This window comes from Streptomyces sp. NPDC024632 (assembly GCF_055559175.1).
Genome location: NZ_JBVHLD010000005.1, coordinates 1 through 20564 on the forward strand (window position 1 = coordinate 1; position 20564 = coordinate 20564).

Annotated in this window: 20 protein-coding genes and 1 tRNA gene; 8 read left to right on the forward strand and 13 right to left on the reverse strand. The window is 72.6% G+C overall.

Annotated elements, in window-relative coordinates; genetic code table 11:
- Positions 1–481 precede the first annotated feature (481 nt).
- Positions 482–555: transfer RNA gene (locus ACZ37P_RS11635), tRNA-Pro, on the reverse strand.
- Between the two features lie 159 nt (positions 556–714).
- On the opposite strand from ACZ37P_RS11635, the gene ACZ37P_RS11640 reads away from it, so the two are divergent.
- Positions 715–1005: a YiaA/YiaB family inner membrane protein gene (locus ACZ37P_RS11640; RefSeq protein WP_188280171.1), complete on the forward strand. Its 291-nt coding sequence runs from the start codon at positions 715–717 to the stop codon at positions 1003–1005.
- 82 nt (positions 1006–1087) lie between these two features.
- Here the strand turns inward: ACZ37P_RS11640 and soxR are convergent, their stop codons facing one another.
- The gene (gene soxR / locus ACZ37P_RS11645) at positions 1088–1636 is read right to left on the reverse strand and encodes a redox-sensitive transcriptional activator SoxR (protein WP_401855846.1); all 549 of its coding nucleotides are present in this window, start codon (positions 1634–1636) and stop codon (positions 1088–1090) included.
- 60 nt (positions 1637–1696) lie between these two features.
- On the opposite strand from soxR, the gene ACZ37P_RS11650 reads away from it, so the two are divergent.
- A complete protein-coding gene (locus ACZ37P_RS11650; RefSeq protein WP_467346540.1) occupies positions 1697–2416 on the forward strand; it encodes a transketolase in 720 nt (239 codons plus the stop codon).
- Between the two features lie 166 nt (positions 2417–2582).
- Positions 2583–3500, forward strand: coding sequence for a transketolase family protein (locus ACZ37P_RS11655; protein ID WP_467346541.1), 918 nt, complete (start codon positions 2583–2585; stop codon positions 3498–3500).
- 294 nt (positions 3501–3794) lie between these two features.
- On the opposite strand, the gene ACZ37P_RS11660 is transcribed toward ACZ37P_RS11655, so the two are convergent.
- Positions 3795–4550, reverse strand: coding sequence for a hypothetical protein (locus tag ACZ37P_RS11660; RefSeq protein WP_391163754.1), 756 nt, complete (start codon positions 4548–4550; stop codon positions 3795–3797).
- A gap of 398 nt (positions 4551–4948) precedes the next feature.
- Here ACZ37P_RS11660 and ACZ37P_RS11665 point away from each other — a divergent pair, with 398 nt between their 5' ends.
- A complete protein-coding gene (locus tag ACZ37P_RS11665) occupies positions 4949–7939 on the forward strand; it encodes a glycoside hydrolase family 2 TIM barrel-domain containing protein (RefSeq protein ID WP_467346225.1) in 2991 nt (996 codons plus the stop codon).
- Complete coding sequence (locus ACZ37P_RS11670) at positions 7936–8556, forward strand: GNAT family N-acetyltransferase (protein ID WP_467346227.1); 621 nt, start codon at positions 7936–7938, stop codon at positions 8554–8556. The genes ACZ37P_RS11665 and ACZ37P_RS11670 overlap by 4 nt, the downstream gene beginning before the upstream one ends.
- Here the strand turns inward: ACZ37P_RS11670 and ACZ37P_RS11675 are convergent.
- The 4 genes from ACZ37P_RS11675 to ACZ37P_RS11690 form a co-directional block, all read right to left on the reverse strand.
- Complete coding sequence (locus tag ACZ37P_RS11675; RefSeq protein ID WP_467346229.1) at positions 8532–9893, reverse strand: MBL fold metallo-hydrolase; 1362 nt, start codon at positions 9891–9893, stop codon at positions 8532–8534. The two genes, ACZ37P_RS11670 and ACZ37P_RS11675, sit on opposite strands and share 25 nt — an antisense overlap.
- 190 nt (positions 9894–10083) lie before the next feature.
- Positions 10084–11049 (reverse strand): GNAT family N-acetyltransferase, encoded by a 966-nt coding sequence (locus tag ACZ37P_RS11680; protein ID WP_467346231.1) that lies wholly within the window; start codon positions 11047–11049, stop codon positions 10084–10086.
- 67 nt (positions 11050–11116) lie between these two features.
- Positions 11117–13135 carry a M3 family metallopeptidase gene (locus ACZ37P_RS11685; protein WP_467346233.1) on the reverse strand — a complete coding sequence of 673 codons (2019 nt, stop codon included), beginning with the start codon at positions 13133–13135 and terminating at the stop codon, positions 11117–11119.
- Positions 13136–13323: 188 nt separating this feature from the next.
- Positions 13324–13584, reverse strand: a complete 261-nt coding sequence (locus tag ACZ37P_RS11690; protein WP_355342836.1) for a DUF5302 domain-containing protein — start codon at positions 13582–13584, stop codon at positions 13324–13326.
- A 102-nt stretch (positions 13585–13686) separates the two neighbouring features.
- On the opposite strand from ACZ37P_RS11690, the gene ACZ37P_RS11695 reads away from it, so the two are divergent.
- Positions 13687–14721, forward strand: a complete 1035-nt coding sequence (locus ACZ37P_RS11695; protein ID WP_188279675.1) for a saccharopine dehydrogenase family protein — start codon at positions 13687–13689, stop codon at positions 14719–14721.
- A gap of 65 nt (positions 14722–14786) precedes the next feature.
- Here ACZ37P_RS11695 and ACZ37P_RS11700 read toward each other — a convergent pair whose 3' ends face one another.
- From ACZ37P_RS11700 to ACZ37P_RS11720, 5 genes are all read right to left on the reverse strand, one after another.
- Positions 14787–14984: a DUF6126 family protein gene (locus tag ACZ37P_RS11700; RefSeq protein WP_355342840.1), complete on the reverse strand. Its 198-nt coding sequence runs from the start codon at positions 14982–14984 to the stop codon at positions 14787–14789.
- Positions 14981–15769 carry a helix-turn-helix domain-containing protein gene (locus ACZ37P_RS11705; RefSeq protein ID WP_401855863.1) on the reverse strand — a complete coding sequence of 263 codons (789 nt, stop codon included), beginning with the start codon at positions 15767–15769 and terminating at the stop codon, positions 14981–14983. The genes ACZ37P_RS11700 and ACZ37P_RS11705 overlap by 4 nt, the downstream gene beginning before the upstream one ends.
- A gap of 61 nt (positions 15770–15830) precedes the next feature.
- Positions 15831–16637, reverse strand: a complete 807-nt coding sequence (locus tag ACZ37P_RS11710; RefSeq protein WP_391163745.1) for an SAM-dependent methyltransferase — start codon at positions 16635–16637, stop codon at positions 15831–15833.
- Positions 16638–16758: 121 nt separating this feature from the next.
- On the reverse strand, positions 16759–16974 hold the full coding sequence (locus ACZ37P_RS11715; protein ID WP_355342882.1) for a DUF397 domain-containing protein: 216 nt from the start codon (positions 16972–16974) through the stop codon (positions 16759–16761).
- A 105-nt stretch (positions 16975–17079) separates the two neighbouring features.
- Positions 17080–17904, reverse strand: coding sequence for a helix-turn-helix domain-containing protein (locus ACZ37P_RS11720; RefSeq protein WP_355342885.1), 825 nt, complete (start codon positions 17902–17904; stop codon positions 17080–17082).
- 178 nt (positions 17905–18082) lie between these two features.
- On the opposite strand from ACZ37P_RS11720, the gene ACZ37P_RS11725 reads away from it, so the two are divergent.
- Positions 18083–18544, forward strand: coding sequence for an ATP-binding protein (locus ACZ37P_RS11725; RefSeq protein ID WP_355342846.1), 462 nt, complete (start codon positions 18083–18085; stop codon positions 18542–18544).
- Here the strand turns inward: ACZ37P_RS11725 and ACZ37P_RS11730 are convergent, their stop codons facing one another.
- Entirely contained in the window at positions 18545–19336 is a 792-nt protein-coding gene (locus ACZ37P_RS11730; protein WP_355342849.1) for an SGNH/GDSL hydrolase family protein, read from the reverse strand.
- Positions 19337–19550: 214 nt separating this feature from the next.
- On the opposite strand from ACZ37P_RS11730, the gene ACZ37P_RS11735 reads away from it, so the two are divergent.
- Positions 19551–20408, forward strand: a complete 858-nt coding sequence (locus ACZ37P_RS11735; protein WP_467346237.1) for a tyrosine-protein phosphatase — start codon at positions 19551–19553, stop codon at positions 20406–20408.
- The last annotated feature ends 156 nt before the right edge of the window (positions 20409–20564 follow it).

The following is a 20564-nucleotide window of genomic DNA, read 5'->3' on the forward strand; positions in this document are numbered from 1 at the left end:
CTGGCGACGACGCCACCAAGCTCGCGCCCGCGACAGCCACTACCTGAGACAAGCAGCAGCTCAACCATGATCACGATCTACAGCTGCCGTACTAGGTCTGGCGTCGCTGTCGACGACCAGCTCAGGCTCGACGAGCACGAGCAGTTGCGTACCGCCCGGCGAGCGGTGGAGTAGCAGCGGCAGCGCCCCGCAGGTGCGGCAGGACCTGGGGGTCTGCGCCAGACAGGGGTGCTGCACGCGGTCCCGCGTCTTTCGGCGACGAGCGTGGCCCCGGCCGTTGTCTTGACGCCGAGGCAACTGGACAACGATCGGCGCTCGATGACACGTGTCACGTGATTCGCGCACACCCGACCCCCTGACCTGCGGAGATACGGGCATCCGCAATCGTCTCTCACAACCTCTCACATTCGAAACGGACAATCTACGCGCCAAAAGCCTGCCTCCACATCGTGGAAACAGGCTTTGACCTGCAAAAACACCGTCGGGACGACAGGATTTGAACCTGCGACCCCTTGACCCCCAGTCAAGTGCGCTACCAAGCTGCGCCACGTCCCGGTGCTTGGTCGGTCGGGGTGGTGGCCCCGGGTGACCGTGCACGAGAACGATACCGCACCTCGGGGGGTGTTTGTGCGCAGAGGGGGTGGGGGCCGGGGCGGGGGGAGTTGAGTAGGGGTACTCATGTGGGGTGGGGCGGGGCGGGGGGAAGGTCGGGGCATGACGAAACCGATTCAGCAGGAGACGACGGCGGCGTATGCGGCGCAGGCGGCGATCTCGTTCGCGGTGGCGCTGGGGGCCATGGTGGTCGGGGTGGCGTATCTGCCGGTGGGGGGATGGGAGCGGGCGTTTCTGGGGCTGGGACTGCTGTATGTGGTGACGGCGGCGTTCACGCTGGCGAAGGTGGTGCGGGACCGGCAGGAGGTCGGGCAGGTCGTGAGCCGGGTGGACCAGGCGCGGCTCGACAAGCTGCTCGCGGAGCACGACCCCTTCAAGATGGAGGGCATCTAGTCGGCGGCCCGCGCGTGACGCGTGCGGGTGCGGGACTTCCGACGGTCGGGGGCCTCCACGGGGATCGCCCCGGCGGGGGCCCTCAGGGCGTAACGGGGGCGTCGGACGCGTCGCACGGGGAGGGCGCGGAAGACGGAGAGGACGCGGCAGAAGGAGGGGGCGGGGAAGCCGTTTCGGGAGGCGTGTCGCCCAGCAGATAGCGGGCTCCGGGGCCCGCCGCCCCCGCCGCGTCGTCGACGTTGTAGAGACCGCAGCGCGTCAGGGAGAGGCAGCCGCACCCGACGCAGCTGGTCAGCTTGGCCTTGAGGCGTCGCAGCTCGGCGATCTGGTCGTCGATGCGCTGCTCCCAGGACCGGGCCACGCCGTTCCATTCGGCGGTGGTGGGGACGTGGTCGACGGGGAGCCGGGCGAGGGACGCGCCGACCTCGTCGAGCGAGAGCCCGATGCGCTGGGCGGCGCGGATGAAGGCGAGCCGGCGCAGCGTGGAGCGGCGGTAGCGGCGCTGACCGCCCGAGGTGCGCTCGGAGTGGATCAGCCCGAGGTCCTCGTAATAGCGCAGCGCGGAGGCGGCGATGCCGCTGCGGGCCGAAAGCTCGCCGATGGGCAGCAGGTCACGGGTGGAGAGGGTCACATCGGCCCAGCATACGCTTGACTTCAAGTCGGCTTGAAGTTGCAAGGTCGTCCCATGACGATGACGCACCGCACCGGGCCGTCCGGCCACTCAGAAGAGCCCGAGCGCTACGGGTACGACGACCTGCGCCACCTGATGTCGCGGATGACCGGCGACGAGAAGCACGACACCGCCGCCACGTCCACCCTCGACGTCGTGTGGGTGCTGTACGACCGGGTACTGCGGGTCGGGCCGGAGAGCGCCGACGCCCCGGACCGGGACCGCTTCCTGCTGTCGAAGGGCCACGGCCCGATGGCGTACTACGCCGTTCTCGCCGCCAAGGGCTTCATCCCGTACGAGTGGCTGGCCGGTTTCGGGACGTACGACTCCCCGCTCGGCCACCACCCGGACCGCACGCTCGTACCGGGCGTCGAGATCGGTTCCGGGTCGCTCGGGCACGGGCTCGGTCTGGGCGTCGGCAGCGCGCTGGGGCTGCGGGCCCAGGGGCTGGACGAACCGGCGGTATGGGTGCTCGTGGGCGACGCCGAGATGGACGAGGGCAGCAATCACGAGGCCGTGCAGTACGCGGGGGCGGTCGGCCTCGACCGGCTCCACGTCGTCGCGGTCGACAACGCCTCGGCCACGTACGGCTGGCCGGGCGGGCTGGCCTCGCGGTTCGCCGCCGAGGGCTGGTCCGCGGTGACCGTGGACGGCCGGGATCACGCCGCGCTGTACGAGGCGTTCACCGCGCCGCATCCGGGACGGCCGCACGCCGTGGTCGCCCGCGTCGAGCCGAAGTGACCGCCGGGTCCACGGGCGACGACAAGCGACGTCACCCGAACGTCGACACCCGAGCGACAGCGGCCGAGACCGCGACCGACGCCGAGGCCGACGCCGAGAACAGGCCGAGACCGCGACCGAGACCGCGGCTGAGGGCAGGCGAAGAAACGACATGACTGGGGATTCCATGGACACCATGCGGGAGCGGTTCGCCGCCGTCACCACCGAACTGCTCGACTCCGATCCGCGGCTGGCCGTCGTCCTCGCCGTGATCTCTTCGGACCGCTTCAGTGACGCCGCCCGCGCCCACCCCGACCGGGTGATCGACGTCGGGATCAGGGAGCAGTTGCTGGTCGGCGCGACGGGCGGACTGGCGCTCGCCGGGCTGCGGCCGATCGCGCACACCTTCGCGAGCTTCCTGACCGAGCGGGCCTTCGAGCAGGTCAAGCTCGACATCGGGCACCAGGGCGTGGGCGCGGTCCTGGTGAGCGCGGGGGCCTCGTACGACGTCGCCGCGGGCGGGCGTACGCATCAGGCGCCGGGCGACGTCGCGCTGCTCGACACGCTCGACGGCTGGACCGTCCATGTGCCGGGGCACCCCGACGAGGCCGACGCGCTGCTGCGGCACGCGGCGGCGGACGGCGACAGCCGCGTCTACGTACGGCTCAGCGATCACTCGAACGTGGCGCCGCGACCCGTCTCGCCCGGCCGCTTCCAGGTGCTGCGCGAAGGGCGCGCCGGGGTCGTCCTGGCCGTCGGGCCCATGCTGGACGCCGTCCTCGACGCGACGGCCGGGCGCGATGTGACGGTGCTGTACGCCTCGACGGTACGGCCGTTCGACGCGGCGACCGTACGGGAGGCGACCGTACGGGAGGCGACCGCTCGGACCGATGCGGCCGACCTCGTCGTCGTGGAGCCCTACCTCACCGGTACGTCCTCGGCGCACGCCGCCGAGGCGCTGGCCGACGTCCCGCACCGCGTGCTCGCGCTCGGCACCCGCCGCGCCGAACTGCGTCACTACGGCACCTGGCAGGAGCACGTGGCCGGGCACGGCCTGGACGCGCAGTCGCTACGGACCCGGATCGACGCGTTCCTGCGGGTCTGACCCGCGAAAGGCGTGGCGGAGGGCGGCACCGCCCGCCCGCGGGCCGAGGCCGGAACCGTACGACCGGGGCGCGGGCGGCAAGGCCGGGGGCGCGGTCCGAATGCCTGGAGCTGAGGGTCGTTGACCCCGGCCGCGTTCGGAAGGCTCGGGGCCCCGTACCGCCCCGGCCGCGGTCGGGAAGGCCTCGGCCCGTACGCGCCCGGCCTCGGTCCCGGGCCAGGCTCCGGTCCCGGCTCCCGGCTCCCGGCTCCCGGCTCCCGGCTCCCGACCTAGAGTCGACTCGGCGAGAACCCCTCAGGCCCCGTGCCCGCCGTCCGGCGCCGGTACGGCCCCCTGCCGCGGTACGCCCGCCGAGTGCGTCGGCTGCGCGGCGGCGGGCCCGCCCTCGAAAGCGCCAGCACCTGCTGGAGCAGCCGGACCGCCAGGAGCCCCGGCAGCGCCCGGACCACCAGGCGCGCCCGACCCCGGCGCGGGCGGCACCGCCCCCTTGCCGCTCCCCCCGGCGGCACCCCCGCCGGAGGCGCCCGGCTTCGGCGGCGCCGCAGAAGACCGCCCCACCTGCCGCCGCGCGTCCTCCGCGCTGTTCTGCGCGCCGAGCGAGCCGAAGTAGAAGCCGGAGACGGTGGCGAGGACGGTCATCAGCGAGGTGACGATGGTCTTGCGGAGGTCGCCGGAGTCGGCGCCCGACGACAGCATCGCGACGGCCAGCGCGAAGGCGACGAGCGCGAGGATGAGGACGGCGATGACGCTGCGGGTCAGACCGCGGACGCCGCGCGGCTCGCGGAGGTCGCGCAGCAGGTCGCGTACCTCATGGTCGCGGGCCGCGTCCTCGAGCAGCCGGTCGGTGATCTGCTGGCGCCAGGCCGTGGCCCGCCGCACATCCATGATCAGCGGTATCACCGCGACGGCTGCGACGGCCACGACCACCACCGAGATGAGGACGAGCGCGGAGCCGCCGTTGAGCCCGCTGATCGGCTCGGCCGCCGCGGCCGGCCCCCGGCCGGTCCCGGCATTCGCCGCCGCGACGTGAACGGTCGTGAAGTCCGTCATGGTGAAGCGCCCCCCTCGTCCGCACCACGGGTCCGCCCCCCGCGCCCCGCGCCCCGCGCCCCGCGCCCCGCGCCCCGCGCCCCGCGCCCCGGGCGGGCATGCTCCCAGCGCCGCCGTACGCCGGTCAAATCGGCAGGTACCGCCAACTCCCATACGGCGGAAGGCGGTACATCACCGCCGCGCCCGGCGCGGAGCCGACCCGCTCCCCCGGACAGGCCCTAGCCACGCGGGCCCTCATCTCAGGAGAATCATCCGTGACCGACCAGGCCACCGGCATGTCCCAACGCCGTTGGGGGCCGCGGAGCCTGGCGGCCGTACAGCCCGATACCGCCCCATACCCGTACAGCCGCATGCGATACAGCGGGCACACCACCAGCATCCTCATGAGGAGCAGCACGATGCGCGACGCGTCACAGTCCGGGGTAGTTCCGTACTACGAGGATGTGTCGCCCGGCACCGGCGCGCTCGCGCCGCGCGCGTGGTGGGCGGTGTCGGACGCGCGGCGGGTGAATCTCGGCGGCGCCTGGCGCTTCCGGCTGTCGGCGACGGCGGACGCGGAGGACGACTCCTTCGCCCAGCCGGGGTTCGACGCGACGCGCTGGGGCGCGGTGACGGTGCCGTCGCACTGGCCGCTCCAGGGGCACACCCATGAGCACGAGTACGGGCGGCCCGCGTACACCGACGTCCGTTTCCCGTTCCCGGTCGACCCGCCGCACGTGCCGACGGAGAATCCGACCGGTGACCATCTGCGCGCCTTCGACCTGCCGGACGACTGGCCGGGCGGCGCGGCGGTGGTGCGTTTCGACGGTGTCGACTCGTGCGCGCGGGTGTGGCTGAACGGGCAGGAGCTGGGGACCTTCAAGGGCAGCAGGCTGCCGGTGGAGTTCGAGGTCGGCGAACTGCTGCGCCCGCGCGGCAATGTGCTGGCGGTCCGGGTCCACCAGTGGTCGTCCGGAAGCTACTTGGAGGACCAGGACCAGTGGTGGCTGCCCGGCATCTTCCGCGATGTGACGCTGATCGAGCGGCCCGAGGGCGCGGTGACCGACTTCTTCGTGCACTGCGGCTACGACCACGCGAGCGGCACGGGCACGCTGCGGGTGGACTGCGAGCCGGGCGGGACGGTGACCGTACCGGAGTTGGGGCTCGACCTGGCGACCGGTGAGGAGGTGACGGTGCCGGTGGAGCCGTGGTCGGCGGAGGTACCGCGGCTGTACGACGCGGAGTTGGCGACCGAGGGCGAGCGGATACCGCTGCGGATCGGCTTCAGGACCGTCGCGGTGGAGGACGGTGTGCTGAAGGTCAACGGCCGCCGGATTCTGCTGCGCGGGGTGAACCGGCACGAGTTCGACCCCGACCACGGCCGGGTGGTGGACGGCGAGACGATGCGCCGCGACCTGCTGCTGATGAAGCGTCACAACATCAACGCGGTCCGCACCAGCCACTATCCGCCGCATCCGGCCTTCCTCGACCTGTGCGACGAGCTGGGCATGTGGGTGATGGACGAGTGCGATCTGGAGACGCACGGTTTCGAGGTGGTCGGCTGGCGCGGCAACCCGGTCGCCGACGAGCGGTGGACGCCCGCGCTGCTGGACCGGGCCGCGCGGATGGTGGAGCGGGACAAGAACCATCCGTCGGTGGTGATGTGGTCGCTGGGCAACGAGTGCGGCACGGGCGCCGGGCTCTCCGCGATGGCGGACTGGATCAGGCGCCGTGACCCGGCCCGGCCGGTCCACTACGAGGGCGACCTCACCTGCGCCGACACCGACGTCTACTCCCGGATGTACGCCAACCACGCCGAGACCGAGCTGATCGGCCGCCGCGAGGAACCGCCCCTGGCGGACGCGGAGTTGGACAAGCACCGGCGCGAACTGCCCCTCATCCTCTGCGAGTACGCGCACGCGATGGGCAACGGGCCCGGCGGACTCAGCGAGTACCAGCGGCTGTTCGAGGCGTACGAGCGCTGCCAGGGCGGCTTCGTCTGGGAGTGGATCGACCACGGGCTGCGGCAGCGCACCGCGGACGGGACGTCGTACTTCGCCTACGGGGGCGACTTCGGCGAGGAGGTGCACGACGGGAATTTCGTCTGCGACGGGCTGGTCTTCCCCGACCGCACGCCGTCACCGGGGCTGACCGAGTACAAGAAGGTCGTCGAGCCGGTGAGGATCGAGGGCGACGCGGAGCGCGGCACGGTCACGGTGACCAATCTGCACGACTTCACCGACCTGTCGTATCTGGCGTTCCGCTGGTCGTACGAGGTGGCGGGCGCGCGGAGCGACGCGGGCCGGTTCGAGGTGCCGTCGCTCGGCCCCGGGCAGAGCGCGGTGCTCGAACTGCCGCGGGCGGCGCGGACGGTGGGCCGCGGCGAGGGGTGGTGGACGGTGCGGGCGGTGCTCGCCGAGGACACCGCGTGGGCGCCGTCGGGTCACGAGGTGGCGTGGACGCAGTTCGCGGCCCCCGCGCCGGCGGACGCGGCCACCGCGCGCGTCGGCGATCCGCACTCCCCGCGGCTCGCGGAGGGCGGTCTGATCGTGCTGGGCCCCGGCGTCTTCGACGCGGCGGACGGCACGCTGCGCTATCTGGAGGGCGCGGCGGTCACCGGACCCGTGCTGGACGTGTGGCGTGCCCCGACCGACAACGACCGCGGCGCGGACTGGAATCCCGAGGGGCAACTGGATCGGCTGTGGCGGGAGTTGGGTCTCGACCGGATGCGGCACCGGATCGTCTCCGTGGCCGTCGGCGGTGACGCGCTCACCGTCACCACCCGTGTCGCCCCGGCCTCCTCCGACCTGGCGCTGCGTACCGTCTACACCTGGACGGCCACCGGGGACCGGCTGCGCCTGGGCGTCGAGGTCACGCCCGAGGGCGACTGGACGCTGCCGCTCCCCCGGCTCGGGGTACGGCTCGGGCTGTGCCAGACCCTGGACCGCGTCGAGTGGTACGGCGGCGGCCCCGGCGAGGCGTACCCCGACACGCGCGCCGCGTCCCGGATCGGCCGGTACACCGGCACCGTGGACGGGCTCCAGACGCCGTACGTACGCCCGCAGGAGAACGGCGCACGCGCGGACGTGCGGTGGGCGCGGCTGCGCCGCGCGGACGGCACCGGGCTGCACGTGGAGGGCGAGCCGCCGTTCTGGTTCACCGCCCGTCCGTGGAGCACCGGGGAACTCGACCGGGCCACGCACGCCCACGAGTTGACGCATTCCGAGGTGCTGTGGGTGCACCTCGACCACGCGCTGCACGGCATGGGCAGCGCGGCCTGCGGCCCCGACGTACTCCCCCGGCACCAACTGCGCGCGGCGCCCGCCGCCTTCGCGTTCACCTTCATGAGCCTGCCCGCCGCCGCGGACCCCGAGGAGCCCGCGGACCTCCCGCTTCTGGAGACCGAGTGACCACCGCGGTACGCCCGTTCAGGCCGGAGGACCTGCCCGCGCTGTACGACATCTGCCTGCGCACGGCTGACGCGGGCGGGGACGCGAGCGCGCGGTATCCGGAGCGGGACCACGAGCTGCTGGGGGCGATCTTCGCGGCGCCGTACGCCGTGCTGGAGCCGGAGGCGGCCTTCGTGCTGGACGACGGGTGCGGCCGGGCGGTCGGTTACGTGCTGGGCACCGGTGACACGGCGGCCTTCGTCGAGCGCTTCCGCGACGAGTGGCTGCCGACGGTCGCGGACCGCTTCCCCGAGCCGGCCGGGGAGCCGGGGACGCCGAGCGAGACGATGGCCGTGCTGCTGCACCACCCGGAACGGATGGCGCAGCAGCCGGAGTTGGCCGCGTATCCGGCGCATCTGCACATCGATGTGCTGCCGGACTTCCAACGCGGCGGCCACGGACGGGCGTTGATGGAGGCGTTCCTCGGCGCCCTGGCCGCCAGGGGCGTACCGGCGGTGCATCTGGGGATGCTCACCGCCAACGCTCCCGCGCGGGCCTTCTATGACCGGCTCGGCTTCCACGAGATCGCGGTGCCGGACGCCGGGGAGCTGACCTACTTGGGCCGCGCCACCTCGTAGTCGCCGCTGTCCGTACGACCGGCGTCCTCGGAATCGGAGCCGGAAGCGGACTCGGAAGCGGAGCCAGAACCGGAGCCGGAAGCGGACTCGGGCCCGGAGCCGGACTCGGCCGCCGCGTCCCCGTCCACGCTTCCGGCGGCCTCGGGAGCCTCGGCGGTCTCCGACCCGTCCGGTGCGTTGATCCGCTCGGTCCCCTCCGCGTGCTCCGGCCGCGCGGGCCAGCCGCCCGCGGGCGGCATGGCGACGGCCCGCCACCACCAGTCCTCGGGCTGTTCGTCGGCGGGCTCGAAGGGCGCGCCGGGCCGCGGGGTGGCGATCTTCGCCCCGGTCTCGCGCGCGGCGGCGACGCTGCCCTCGGCGGGCACCGCCCACGAGTGCATGGCCAGGTTGAAGGTGGCCCAGTGGATCGGCAGCATCGTGCCCGCGGGCGTGCCGCCCGACAGGTCGCTGTGCGCCAGCAGCCCCTCGGCCGGGGTCATGTGGATGTCGGGCCAGTACTCGCTGTAGGCGCCGATCTGGATCATCGTGGCGTCGAACGGGCCGTGCTGCGCGCCGATGTCCGCGAAGCCGGGGAAGTAGCCGGTGTCGCCGCTGTGGTAGATGCGGTGGGTGCCGTCGGTGACGGCCCAGGACGCCCAGAGGGTCTGCTGGCGACCGCGCAGGCCGCGTCCGCAGAAGTGCCGGGCCGGGGTGGCGGTCAGGGTGAGCCCCGCGATCTCCGTGGACTCGTTCCAGTCCAGCTCGCGCAGCCGCTCGGGCGGTACGCCCCAGTGCTCCAGGTGCGCGCCGACGCCCAGCGGCACCGCGAAGACGGCGTCGCTGCGGACCAGCGCGACGATGGAGGGCATGTCCAGGTGGTCGTAGTGGTCGTGCGAGATGACGACCGCGTCCAGGCCGGTCAGCGACTCCAGCGGGACCGGCGCGGGGTGCACGCGCTTGGGGCCCGCGAAGGCGAAGGGCGAACAGCGCTCGCCCCACACCGGGTCGAACAGCACGCGCCTGCCGCCGATCTCGGCGAGCACCGTGGAGTGCCCCATCCAGGTCAGCCGCAGCCCGGAGGCGGGCGGGCGCGCGATGTCGGCGAGCGTGGTGGGGTGCAGGGGTACCGGCCCCGCGGGCTTGCGCGGCTGCCTGGCCTCCTTGCGGAAACTGGCCGGAAGCGCCTTGAACATGCTGCCGCTGGGGACGCTGCGGGCGCCGACGGGGTTGACGAAGGCGCCGTCTGCGTAATTCGGTGAGGAAAGGATGCGTTCCAGCCGGGCGCCCGTGGGGTCCGCGCCGAACGACGGGGGGCGCATCTTCACGAGGCGGGACGGCTGTCGGCCGGCGCCAGTCACGGGTCCTCCAGAGCAGATGACGACGAGCGGCGGGGTCCCGCCACCACCCATTATGCGGCGGTCCGCCGCGCCCGCCTGGGCGCCGAGGCCCCGGGCCGGGCCGCCTTCACCGGTTCTCCCCCGTCCCCGGTGTCACATCTGCCGTCATATCCGCTTACGGTGGCCCGGCCGCCGCGACGGCCGTTTCGCGTCACTCCCCCGGTTCGCCGCTCCCGCCGTCGGCCAAGGCCCCGCCGCCCGACACGCCCCCGCCGCCGGCCAGCGCCCCGCCGCCCGACACGTCCCCGTCCCCGTCCCGATCCCCGTCACCGAAGGCCAGCGACACGTGGTCGCGGACCGGCCGGAACCCCAGATGCCGGTACAGCGCGTTGCTGACCGGATTGGCGAGGTCGGCGAAGAGCACGACATCGCGGGCGCCCGCGTCGAGCGCGGCGCGCGAGACGGCCGCGGTGGCGCCGCCCGCGTACCCGTGGCCCCGGTGCGCGGGCGGGGCGTAGACGGCGACCACCCGGACGGTGCCCGACGGGTCCGCCGCGTCGGCGGCCCTCCCGGCCATCGCGACGGGCTCGCCGTCCCGCTCCCACAAGGTGCGTCCGCCGAGCGCGATGGCGTCGTCCATGGCCCGCTCGTCGTCCACGGGCGGCTCGCCGATATCGACGGTGAAGGCGCGGTGCCAGCGCAGCAGCAGCTCGCGGTCGGCGGGGCCCGCGACCCTGGCGCGGCCGGGCGGCGCGGGCCTGCGCGGGGTGAGGTCCCCGAGCCGGTAGAGCCGCGTGGCGCGCTCGACCGTGACCTCGGCGCCGGTCCTCGCGGCCCAGGCCGCGCCGAACGCCTCGGCGCTCTCGCGCTCGCCGCGCACCCCGCCAGGGGCCTCGCCGGGCCAGACCTCGGCCAGCTCACCGGCCGCGGACGGCGGGCCGCCGGTCAGCAGCGGAGGATGCGGCGGCGTACGGAGGAAGGCCGCGGCGACCGCGGCACCGGGTTCGGGGCGCCACCAGCCGAACAGCGGCGGCTGCCCGCCGTACGCGTCGAGCCCGCGGCGGCGCAGCGCGGCGGTGACGGTGACCGGCACCGAATTCTCCACAGGGCGCTCCCGCAGGAACGGTCCCGCCTCGGTCTCGAACGCGGTCAGGTCCGCGGTGATCGTCCAGCTCATCGGCCCATGGTGGCCCCGCGCCCGGGCCGCGCGCACCCCGTTTTCCGGCGTCGGCCGCGCGGGGCGGTCACGGCGTCAGCAGCCCCCGGCGCTCCAGCAGCGGCTCGGTGCGCGGCGGCCGGCCGCGGAAGGCGGCGAAGGCCGCCATCGGGTCGACGCTGCCGCCCCTGGAGAGCAGCGCGCGGCGGAAGGTGTCGCCGTTGGCGCGGCGCAGGCCGCCGTTGTCCTCGAACCAGGTGACGGTGTCGGCGTCCAGGACCTCGCTCCAGATGTAGGAGTAGTAGCCCGCGCTGTACTGGCTGGCGAAGATGTGCTGGAAGTACGTGGTCCGGTAGCGCGGCGGGATCGCGGGGTGGGCCAGTCCCGCCTTCTTGAGCGCCGCCGCCTCGAACGCCAGCGCGTCGCCGGGGTCGGTGCCCGCGGGCAGGGTGTGCCAGGCCCAGTCGAGCAGGGCGGCGGCGAGGTACTCGACGGTGGTGAAGCCCTGTCCGAACCGGGCGGCGTCCCGCATGCGTTGGACGACGTCGGCGGGCATCGGCTCGCCGGTCTCGTGGTGGACGGCGTAGCGCTCCAGGACCGAGGGCCACAGCGACCACATCTCGTTGACCTGGGAGGGGTATTCGACGAAGTCGCTCGGCACGCTGGTGCCGGAGAAGTACGGGTAGCGGACGGCGGAGAACAGGCCGTGCAGCGCGTGCCCGAACTCGTGGAAGAGCGTGTCGACCTGACTGAACGTCAGCAGCGCGGGCTCGCCCGCCGCGGGCTTGGCGATGTTGTGGTTGTTGACCACCACCGGTCGCTTGCCCAGCAGTTCCGACTGGCTGACCAGGGAATTCATCCAGGCCCCGCCGCGCTTGGACGCGCGGGCGAAGAAGTCGCCGAGGAAGAGGCCGAGGGGGCTGCCGTCGGCGTCGAAGACCTCGAAGACCCGGACGTCGGGGTGGTAGCCGACCAGGTCGGGCCGTTCGGTGACGGTGATGCCGTAGACCTCGTGGGCGGCGTGGAAGACCCCGTCGTGCAGCACCTTGTCGAGCGCGAAGTACGGGCGCAGCGCGGCCTCGTCGATGTTGTGGCGCTCCTTGCGGACCTTCTCCGCGTAGTACGACCAGTCCCATGCCTCGACGGGTCCGCCCGCCAGTTCCGTGAGGGCGTCCGCCTCGCGCTCGGCGTTGGCCAGAGCGGGCGGCACCAGGCGGTCGAGCAGGTCGGTGACGGCCTGCGGGGTGCCCGCGGTGCGGTCGGCGACGACGTACGCGGCGTGGCTGGGGTAGCCGAGCAGCGCGGCGCGTTCGGCCCGCAGGGTGGCGATGGTGACGGCGAGCGGGCCGTTGGTGTCCTGGGCGCGGTTCAGGGACGCGGTGAGCAGGCGGCGGCGCACGTCGCGGTCGTCCAGCGAGCCGAGTTCGAGCTGGTTCGAGAAGTTGCGCAGGCTCAGTACGTAGGAGCCGTCGTGGCCGAGCGCGGTGCCGTTCTCGGCCGCGGCGGCGATCGCGCCCGCGGACAGGCCGGAGAGCTGGGCGGGGTCGTCGAGGACGAGGGCGGCGGCCTTGCTGGCGGCGACGATGTTCTGGCCGAAGGCGGTGGAGGCGGCGGCGATCTCGGCGTTCAGCTCGCGCAGCCGTCGCTGGCCGTCCGCGTCAAGCTCCGCGCCGGAGCGCTGGAAGGCGGTGCGGTAGCGCTCCAGCAGGCGCAGCGACTCGGCGTCGAGGCCGAGGGAGTCGCGGGTTTCGTACAGCGACGTGATCCGGGCGTAGAGGCCGGGGTTGAGGCGGACGGCGTCGTTGTGCGCGGCGAGCAGCGGGCTGATCCGTGACTCGGTCTCCTGCACGGCGGGGGTGATGTGCGCGGACGCCTGGTTGAAGAAGGCGGCACTCACCCGGGCGAGCAGCGCGCCCGAACGCTCCAGCGCGACGAGGGTGTTCTCGAAGGTCGCGGGCTCCGGGTCGGCCGCGATGGCCTCGACCTCCGCGAGGTGCTCCGCCAGGCCCTGCTCGAAGGCGGGCAGGTAGTGCTCGTCCCTGATGTCGGCGAACGGCGGCAGCTCGTACGGCAGCGGACTCGGGCTGAGGAACGGATTCGTCGTCACCCCGTCGACCCTACGCGGCGCCCTGCCCGCCGTCAGGCCGTGACGAGCGCTCGCGCGGATCGTGAAAAGCGCCCGCACAGGTCACTGACCTGTGCGGGCGCCGATGTGATGCCGGTACGGCGGCGGGACGGTGATGTGCTGCCGGTACGACGGTGGGACTGCGGTGCCGTGCGGCTACGGTCCCGGTGTCAGCCGCCACTCTTGCGACGGAATTCCCGCTGTCCTCCGGCCTTGCCGTGCGCGCCATGGATCTTGGACTGGTTGTTGCCGCCCGAGGCGGATCCCTTGCGCGCGCTCTGCTTGCGCTCCAGTGCCTCGCGGAACTTCCGCTTCACCTCGTCCTCGTCCGGCGCCTGCGCCTCGGCGTCCGAATCGGTCTCCGGTTCCGCCGCGGCGTCCTGCGGTGCTGCTTCAGCGGCCACGGTGGCCTCCTGCTCTTGGTCGGTCATGCCACCAGAGTCGCATGCCGGACGGCGTCGGCCCACCCGATATCGCCGGGGCACACGGCGCGTGTACGGTTCCGTTCACCACTTCCGGGGAGGATCAGACTGATGACCTGGCTGTTGTACGGCGCCACCGGCTACACCGGCCGCTTGATCGCCCGCCGCGCCGCAGCACTGGGACAGCGCCCTGTGCTGGCCGGTCGCAACGCCGCGAAACTGGTGCCGCTGGCTGCCGAACTGGGCCTGGAACACCGGGTGTTCGGTCTCGGTGACCCGGCCGCGATACGCCATGGACTGGACGGCGTGGAGACGGTGGCGCACTGCGCGGGCCCGTTCGCGCGCACCGCGCTGCCGATGGCGACCGCCTGTCTCGACTCCGGTACCCACTATGTGGACATCACCGGTGAGATCGATGTCTTCGAGTCGCTGCACGCGCTCGACGCGCGCGCGGAGAAGGCCGGGATCACCCTGCTGCCCGGCGCGGGCTTCGACGTGGTGCCGACCGACTGCGTCGCCGCGCTGCTCGCCGCCCGGCTGCCAGACGCGACCCAGCTCGACCTCGCCTTCCTGATCGGCGGCGGGGCGAGTCCCGGTACCGCGCGGACCGCGCTCGAAGGCATGGGCGTGGGCGGCAGGATCCGTACCGGCGGCGAGATCCGTACGGTGCCGGTCGGCTCCCGACAGGTGCAGGCCGCCTTCCCTTCCGGCACCCGCAAGGTCGTGTCGATCCCGTGGGGCGATGTCAGCACCGCCTACTACTCGACGGGCATTCCCGACGTGACCACGTACACCTATGTGCCCGTGCCGACGCCCGCGCTCGCCGCGAGCAGGCTGCTGCGGGTCGGGCCGCTGCGCGGGGCGCTGGCGGGCGTGGTCGGCAAGCTGGTGCGCGGTCCCGGCGAGCGCGCCCTGAGCGGGAGCCGCAGCGAGGTGTGGGGCCGCGCCCGCGACGCGGCGGGCAACACGGTGACCGCGACCCTCACCGGCCCCGGCCCGTACGGCATGACGGCCGATTCCGTGCTGCGGATCATCGGGCGGCTGCCGGGGCTGCCGACCGGCTTCCAGACGCCGTCGCTGGCGCTGGGCGCGGACTACGCGGGCACGCTGGACGGGGTGACGGTCACGGTGGAGGCGCTGGGCTGAGCGCGCCGCCGGGCGCGGTGTCCTGTGTCCTGACGCGGCGGGCGGTCCCACCCCGCAGGGGCCGCTCAGCCGCGGTTGCCGACCAGGAACAGCAGCCAGATGAAGAAGGCCAGCGCGTGGGCGACCACGACGTAGACCAGGACGCGCAGGACGACGCCGCGTTCCTTGCGCTTCTCGCTGCCGTTGGTGGTGCCGACCACCAGCGAGCGGGGCGGGGGCACCTGCTCGGGGGTCGGGGCGGGTGCCGGGTTCTGGCCGCTCATCGCCGGGCTCCTCTGGTCTCGTCGCCCCGGGCGCGTGCGCGGGGCTGATCCGTACGGTCCTGGTGGGTGCCGCGCGTGGGGTCGGCGCGGCCGGTACCGGTGCGCGGGGCGTCGGCGGGCGCGGGGCCCGCGGCGGCGTCCTGCGGGCTGACGCACAGGGCGGAGGTCTCGCTCTGCATGAGGGTGTGGACGAACAGCAGGTCCACTCCCCCGGCGTCCGCCGCCTCCAGCCGGTGCGGCACCAGCGAGTCGAAGTGCGCGGAGTCCCCCGCGCCCAGGGTGTGGCCGCGGTCGCCGAGGCTGAGCAGCAGCGTGCCCCCGGTCACGTACAGCCACTCCTCGCCGGGGTGGACGCGGACGAGCGCGCGCTGGGCCCCCGAGGGTATGTGGACGCGCAGGGCCTGCATCGCGCGGCCGGTGCCGCCCGCCCGCCAGTACGTCCAGCCGCCCGCGGGCACGGCCGTCATACGGTCGCCGCGTACGATGGGATCCGGCTCGGCCTCCGTCTCGCCCAGCAGGTCGGAGACGGTGGTGCCGTAGAGCCGGGCCAGGCCGAGCAGGACCGGCAGCGAGGGCTGGCGCAGGCCGGACTCCAGCCGGGACAGATGGGCCGCGGACAGCTCAAGCCGTCGGGCGGCGGTCTCCAGGGTGAGGCCGCTGGCGCGTCGCCGGTCCCGCAGGCGGGGCGCGAGGACGAGATGGTCCGTGGACAGCGCACCCGGGGGTGGCGCACTGTCCACGGAGTCGAGGATGTCCGTGCCGTGGGTGGCGTCCATGCCTTCCATGGAACAGCACGGCTTGCCTCTCAGGCAAACGAGTTACCTCAGAGGCAAAAACCCGCGGTGATCAGCGCTTGCGGCCGATGCCCCCGTAGACCCCGATCTTGCGCAGCTCGGCGGGCTTGAGCTCCGGGCCCTCCGGGTGCCAAAGCGGGACCTGGACCAGGCCGGGCTCGATCAGGTCGTACCCGTCGAAGAAGGCGAGCACGTCGGCGTGGCTGCGGGCGGTCAGCGAGGCGGTGGCCTTCTTGTAGACCTCCATCACCTCGGGCGCCACGTCGGTGTGGAAGTCCGCGGTGGCGTGCGAGAGCACCAGGTAGCTGCCGGCCGGCAGCGCCTCGCGCAGCGTGCCGAGCATGCCCGCCGGGTCCTCGGCGTCGGTGACGAAGTGCAGCACCGACACCAGCAGCAGCGCGACCGGCTCGTCGAAGTCGATCAGCTCGCTGATGGTGGGGTGCTCCAGGATCGTGCGCGGATCGCGCATGTCCCCGAGGAAGAAGCCGGTGTTGCCGGTGCCGATCAGCCGCGCCCCGGCGTGGGTGGCCACGATCGGGTCGTTGTCGATGTAGGCGATCCGGACGTCGGGCGAGACCGAGTGCGCGACCTCGTGGGTGTTCGGCGAGGTGGGTATGCCGGTGCCGATGTCGATGATCTGCCGGATTCCGCCCTCCACCAGGTGGCGGACGGCTCTGCTCAGGAACGCGCGGTTGGCGCGGGCGCCCAGGACCACGTCCGGGGCGACGTCGAGGACACGCTGAGCGGCTTCCCGGTCCACCTCGTAGTTGTCCCAACCACCGAGGAAGTAGTCGTACATACGGGCCGGATGCGGTTTGCTGGTGTCTATCTCGTCGACGGGGAATCCCTGGTCGGTCACGCCGTCCTCCGCTTCCTTCGCTTCTGCTGTGCCGCTGTGCTCTGTGCGTCATACGTGGTGCGTCCCGCGTCGTACGCGGCGCTTCGCGCGTGGGTGACACGCGGTCCTTCGTGCGTGGTGCTCATCCGAGGAGGAAATCCGCTTCGCCGGCCTTGGCGCCCTGGATGAAGGTGGTGATCTCGTGATTGGTGTAGATCAGCGCCGGACCGTCGGGGTCGGTCGACTGGCGCAGCGCCACCCGTCCGTCGTTCAGGCGTTTCGCTTCCACGCAGGAGCCGCCGTTGCCGCCGCTCCAGGGTTTGCGCCACCCGTCGGGACCGAGTTCGGTGGCGGGCATTCCGTTGTAGATGCCGTCGTGATGTCTGCCGTGGGCGGCGTCGTGCACGGTGTCGTAGATGTCGCCGTACCCGTACACGCCGTCGTTGCTGACGCGATCCATGGTTCAGATCTCCTTGCGCATGCCATCGAGGATGGCCTTGGTGCTCTGTGCCGGCGCGGCCTGCGCGCACATCCGGTCGAGTGCCTCCAGGAAGGTGGACACGTCGTCCCGCTCGTCGAAGTAGACGCCGCCCACCAGGCTCTCCGCGTAGGCGATGTCCGGGATCTCCTGGAGCTGGAACCGGAAGATGTGGAAGGGCCCGTACATGGCGGGGTGCGGGCCGGAGGCGAACGGGATGACCTGGAGGCGTACGTTCGGCAGCTCGGTCGCCTCGGCGAGGGCGTCGATCTGCTCGCGCATCACCCGCCGGCCGCCGATGGGGCGGCGCAGCACGGTCTCGTCCATGACGACCCACAGCAGCGGGGCCTCGTGCTTGCGGACCAGCGTCTGGCGCTCGACGCGCAGTTCGACCAGGCGGTCTATCTCCTCGGCCGCCGCGTGCGGCATCCCCGCGCGCAGTACGGCGCGCGCGTACGCGGGGGTCTGGAGCAGGCCGGGCACGTAGTGCGGCTCGTAGGCGCGGATGACGGTGGCCTCGCCCTCCAGGCTGACGAAGGCGCTGAACCAGTCCGGCAGGACGTCGCGGAAGCTGTGCCACCAGCCGGGCCGGTTGGCCTCGCGGGCCAGGGCCAGGAAGCCGCCGATCTCCTCGGGAGTAGTGATTCCGTAGGTGATCAGGAGTTTTTCGACATAGGGGATCTTCAGCCCGACTTCGGCCTTTTCCATCCGCCGGATCGTGGCGTGGGTGACATCGAGGGCCTGTCCGGCCTGTTCGAAGCTGAGCCCGGCCCGCTCGCGGAGGTCCTGGAGTCGCTTGCCGAGCACCATGCGCAGGACGGTCGGAGCGCCGCCCGGCCGCGGGTCCATCACGTGGCTCAACCCCCAACTCCCTTGACTGATAAGCAGTGTGGCATGTCGTCAGCGTCAGCGACAGCGTGTTCTGTTGAATTTGCAAATTACAGAACGGACCTTGCCATGTGTCCGGCACGAGCCCCATAGTTACGGAGTGGTTCCTTCACCCAACGCTCTCCGACGCGAGCGCCATGACACCGGTGGCGGCTGTGGCCGCCACGACGTCTTTCGGCTGCCCGCGCAGAGCGCTTCGGTGGCCGACGCCCGGGGCCGGATACGCGACCGGCTGAGCGAGTGGAATGTGTGCCCCGAACTGGTGGACGACGCGAGCCTGGTGGTGACCGAACTGTTCACCAACGCGGTGCGGCACACCGACAGCGAGAAGATCACCTGCGTCGTGCACCAGCGCGGCGCGGTGATACGGCTGGAAGTGACCGACCAGGGCCGGGGCTCCAGCAGGCCCGAACCGTGCGACGCGGGCGCGGACGAGGAGGGCGGTCGCGGACTGCTCCTGGTGAGCGTGCTGGCGACGGCCTGGGGATCGGAACCCGCGGAAGACGGGACAGGGCGCGTGGTGTGGGCCGAACTGGCCGTACACCCCGCGCCCTCGTGTTAGCTACAGCGGCAGCAGATCGGGCCGCTTCGGCTCGACGTCGTCGCCGGAGGACTCCCCGCGCAGCCGCCGTCCGATCCACGGCACCAGATACTCCCTGGCCCACTGGATGTTGTCCTTGCGCACCGCGGAGGCCGGCCGCTGGGACAGCGGCGGCCACGCCTGGTCGGGGTCGGCGGGCACGTCGAGGCCGAGCACCTGCGCGGCGCGCAGCGCGACCCTGGTGTGCCCCTCGGGCGACAGGTGGAGCCGGTCGTCGCTCCAGGCCCTGCGGTCCTGCACCGAACGCAGGGACCACAGGTCGAGCACCGGACAGTCGTAGCGGTCGGCGATGGACCTGACATGCGCGGTGTACGTGGCGATCTTGCCGCGCAGGTGCCGCAGCACGGGTACGTCGCGGGTGTCGAAGCCCGTACAGACCAGCACCGTGCCGACGGCGCCGCTGAGATCGGCGACGGCGGCCTCGAAGCGCTCGGCGATGGCGTCGGGGTCACCGCCGGGGCGCAGGATGTCGTTGCCCCCGGCGCAGAAGGTCACCAGGTCGGGAGCGAGTTCCTTGGCGCGCGGCACCTGCTCGGCCACGATCTGGTCGAGCAGCCGGCCGCGGACCGCGAGATTGGCGTAGCGGAAGGTGTGTTCCTCGCGCCGGTCGGCGAGGAGTACGGCCAGGCGGTCCGCCCAGCCCACGTACATACCGTCAGGACCGGGGTCGCCGACGCCTTCGGTGAAGCTGTCCCCCACCGCGGTGTACGACCCGATCGCACCGTTGTCGTCTGTTTGCGAATCGTCAGCCACGTCGGACCATCTTTCTCCTCCGGGTGTGACTTACGCGACCGTAAGGAGGGGTTGACGCGACGTGATTCATCCCACCAGGTCAAAGCCGCCAGGAAGGAATACGCCGCCGGGTGACGGCGCACCGGACACATACCGTTCGGTACGTGGTGCTCCGCGCTGCCGTATCGTCGGCAGTGCCCCAGGTCGCGACGTATGAGAGGTAGGAGGATCACCGGTGACGCAGGAATTGCCGCGGACCGACCCGACCGGATCCGAGCCGATAGCCGAGGCGCTGTCAGAGCCCGAACTGACCGGTGTGCGGAATTTCCGGGACGTCGGGGGTCTGCCCACGACGGACGGGCGCCGGGTACGGCCGGGCGTGCTGTTCCGCAGCGGTCACCTCGCGCACGCCGACGCCGACGCCATCGCGTTCCTCACCGGGCTCGGCCTGCACACGATCTTCGACTTCCGCAACCGGGACGACATCCGCGTCGAGGGCCCGGACGTCGATCTGCCGGGCACCGTCAATGTGAACCTCCCGCTCAGCGACCCGGCGAACAACAACAACGCCGGTTTCTGGCACACCGTCCGCAACGGCGACCTGGCCGCGCTGGAGGAGGTGCTGGGCGAGGGCCGCGCCGCGGAGCGGATGGCGCAGTCCTACCGCACGCTGATCCGCGAGCGCACCGCGGAGCACGCCCGGATGCTCGAACTGCTCACCGAGCCCGCCGACCCGGCCGTCCCCGCGCTGCTGCACTGCGCCGCGGGCAAGGACCGCGCGGGGACGTCGATCGCGATCATCCTGCTGGCGCTGGGCGTCGAGCGCGCCGCCATCGAGGCGGACTACCTGGAGAGCAACGCGCCGCACCGCCGCTACCGGGTGCGCCGCGGCGACGGCAGCACCGGCTCCGAGATCGACCCGGCGGTGATGGCGCTGCTCGACCCGCTCTTCGAGGCGCGGGCGGAGTACCTGCGGGCCGCCTTCCAGACCATCGACGAGGAGTGGGGCTCGGTCGACCGCTATCTGGAGGAGGGCCTGGGCCTGACGAAGGAGCGGCGCGAGCGGCTGCGGGACGTGCTGCTGACGGACTGAGAGACCCCCGGGGGGCCGTGCGGGGGGGGTGCGGGGCCCCGTCCCTGTCCCCGGGGGGTGGTCCGGAGGGTTGGGACCCCCCCTTTTCCCCACGTGTGGGCCAAAACCCCCCCCCAACCCCCCCCCCCCTGGGTTTCTTTCCTCTCCTCCTCCTCC

Bases quoted from the DNA above. Each gene is read 5' to 3' on its own strand.
- ACZ37P_RS11700 (WP_355342840.1), bottom strand. From the start codon at position 14,984: ATGAGCGGCCAGAACCCGGCACCCGCCCCGACCCCCGAGCAGGTGCCC.
- ACZ37P_RS11655 (WP_467346541.1), top strand. From the start codon at position 2,583: ATGGACACCATGCGGGAGCGGTTCGCCGCCGTCACCACCGAACTGCTC.
- ACZ37P_RS11705 (WP_401855863.1), bottom strand. From the start codon at position 15,769: ATGGAAGGCATGGACGCCACCCACGGCACGGACATCCTCGACTCCGTG.
- ACZ37P_RS11680 (WP_467346231.1), bottom strand. From the start codon at position 11,049: ATGAGCTGGACGATCACCGCGGACCTGACCGCGTTCGAGACCGAGGCG.
- ACZ37P_RS11715 (WP_355342882.1), bottom strand. From the start codon at position 16,974: ATGCCCGCCACCGAACTCGGTCCCGACGGGTGGCGCAAACCCTGGAGC.
- ACZ37P_RS11665 (WP_467346225.1), top strand. From the start codon at position 4,949: ATGCGCGACGCGTCACAGTCCGGGGTAGTTCCGTACTACGAGGATGTG.
- ACZ37P_RS11640 (WP_188280171.1), top strand. From the start codon at position 715: ATGACGAAACCGATTCAGCAGGAGACGACGGCGGCGTATGCGGCGCAG.
- ACZ37P_RS11660 (WP_391163754.1), bottom strand. From the start codon at position 4,550: ATGACGGACTTCACGACCGTTCACGTCGCGGCGGCGAATGCCGGGACC.
- ACZ37P_RS11720 (WP_355342885.1), bottom strand. From the start codon at position 17,904: ATGGTGCTCGGCAAGCGACTCCAGGACCTCCGCGAGCGGGCCGGGCTC.
- ACZ37P_RS11695 (WP_188279675.1), top strand. From the start codon at position 13,687: ATGACCTGGCTGTTGTACGGCGCCACCGGCTACACCGGCCGCTTGATC.
- ACZ37P_RS11650 (WP_467346540.1), top strand. From the start codon at position 1,697: ATGACGCACCGCACCGGGCCGTCCGGCCACTCAGAAGAGCCCGAGCGC.
- ACZ37P_RS11690 (WP_355342836.1), bottom strand. From the start codon at position 13,584: ATGACCGACCAAGAGCAGGAGGCCACCGTGGCCGCTGAAGCAGCACCG.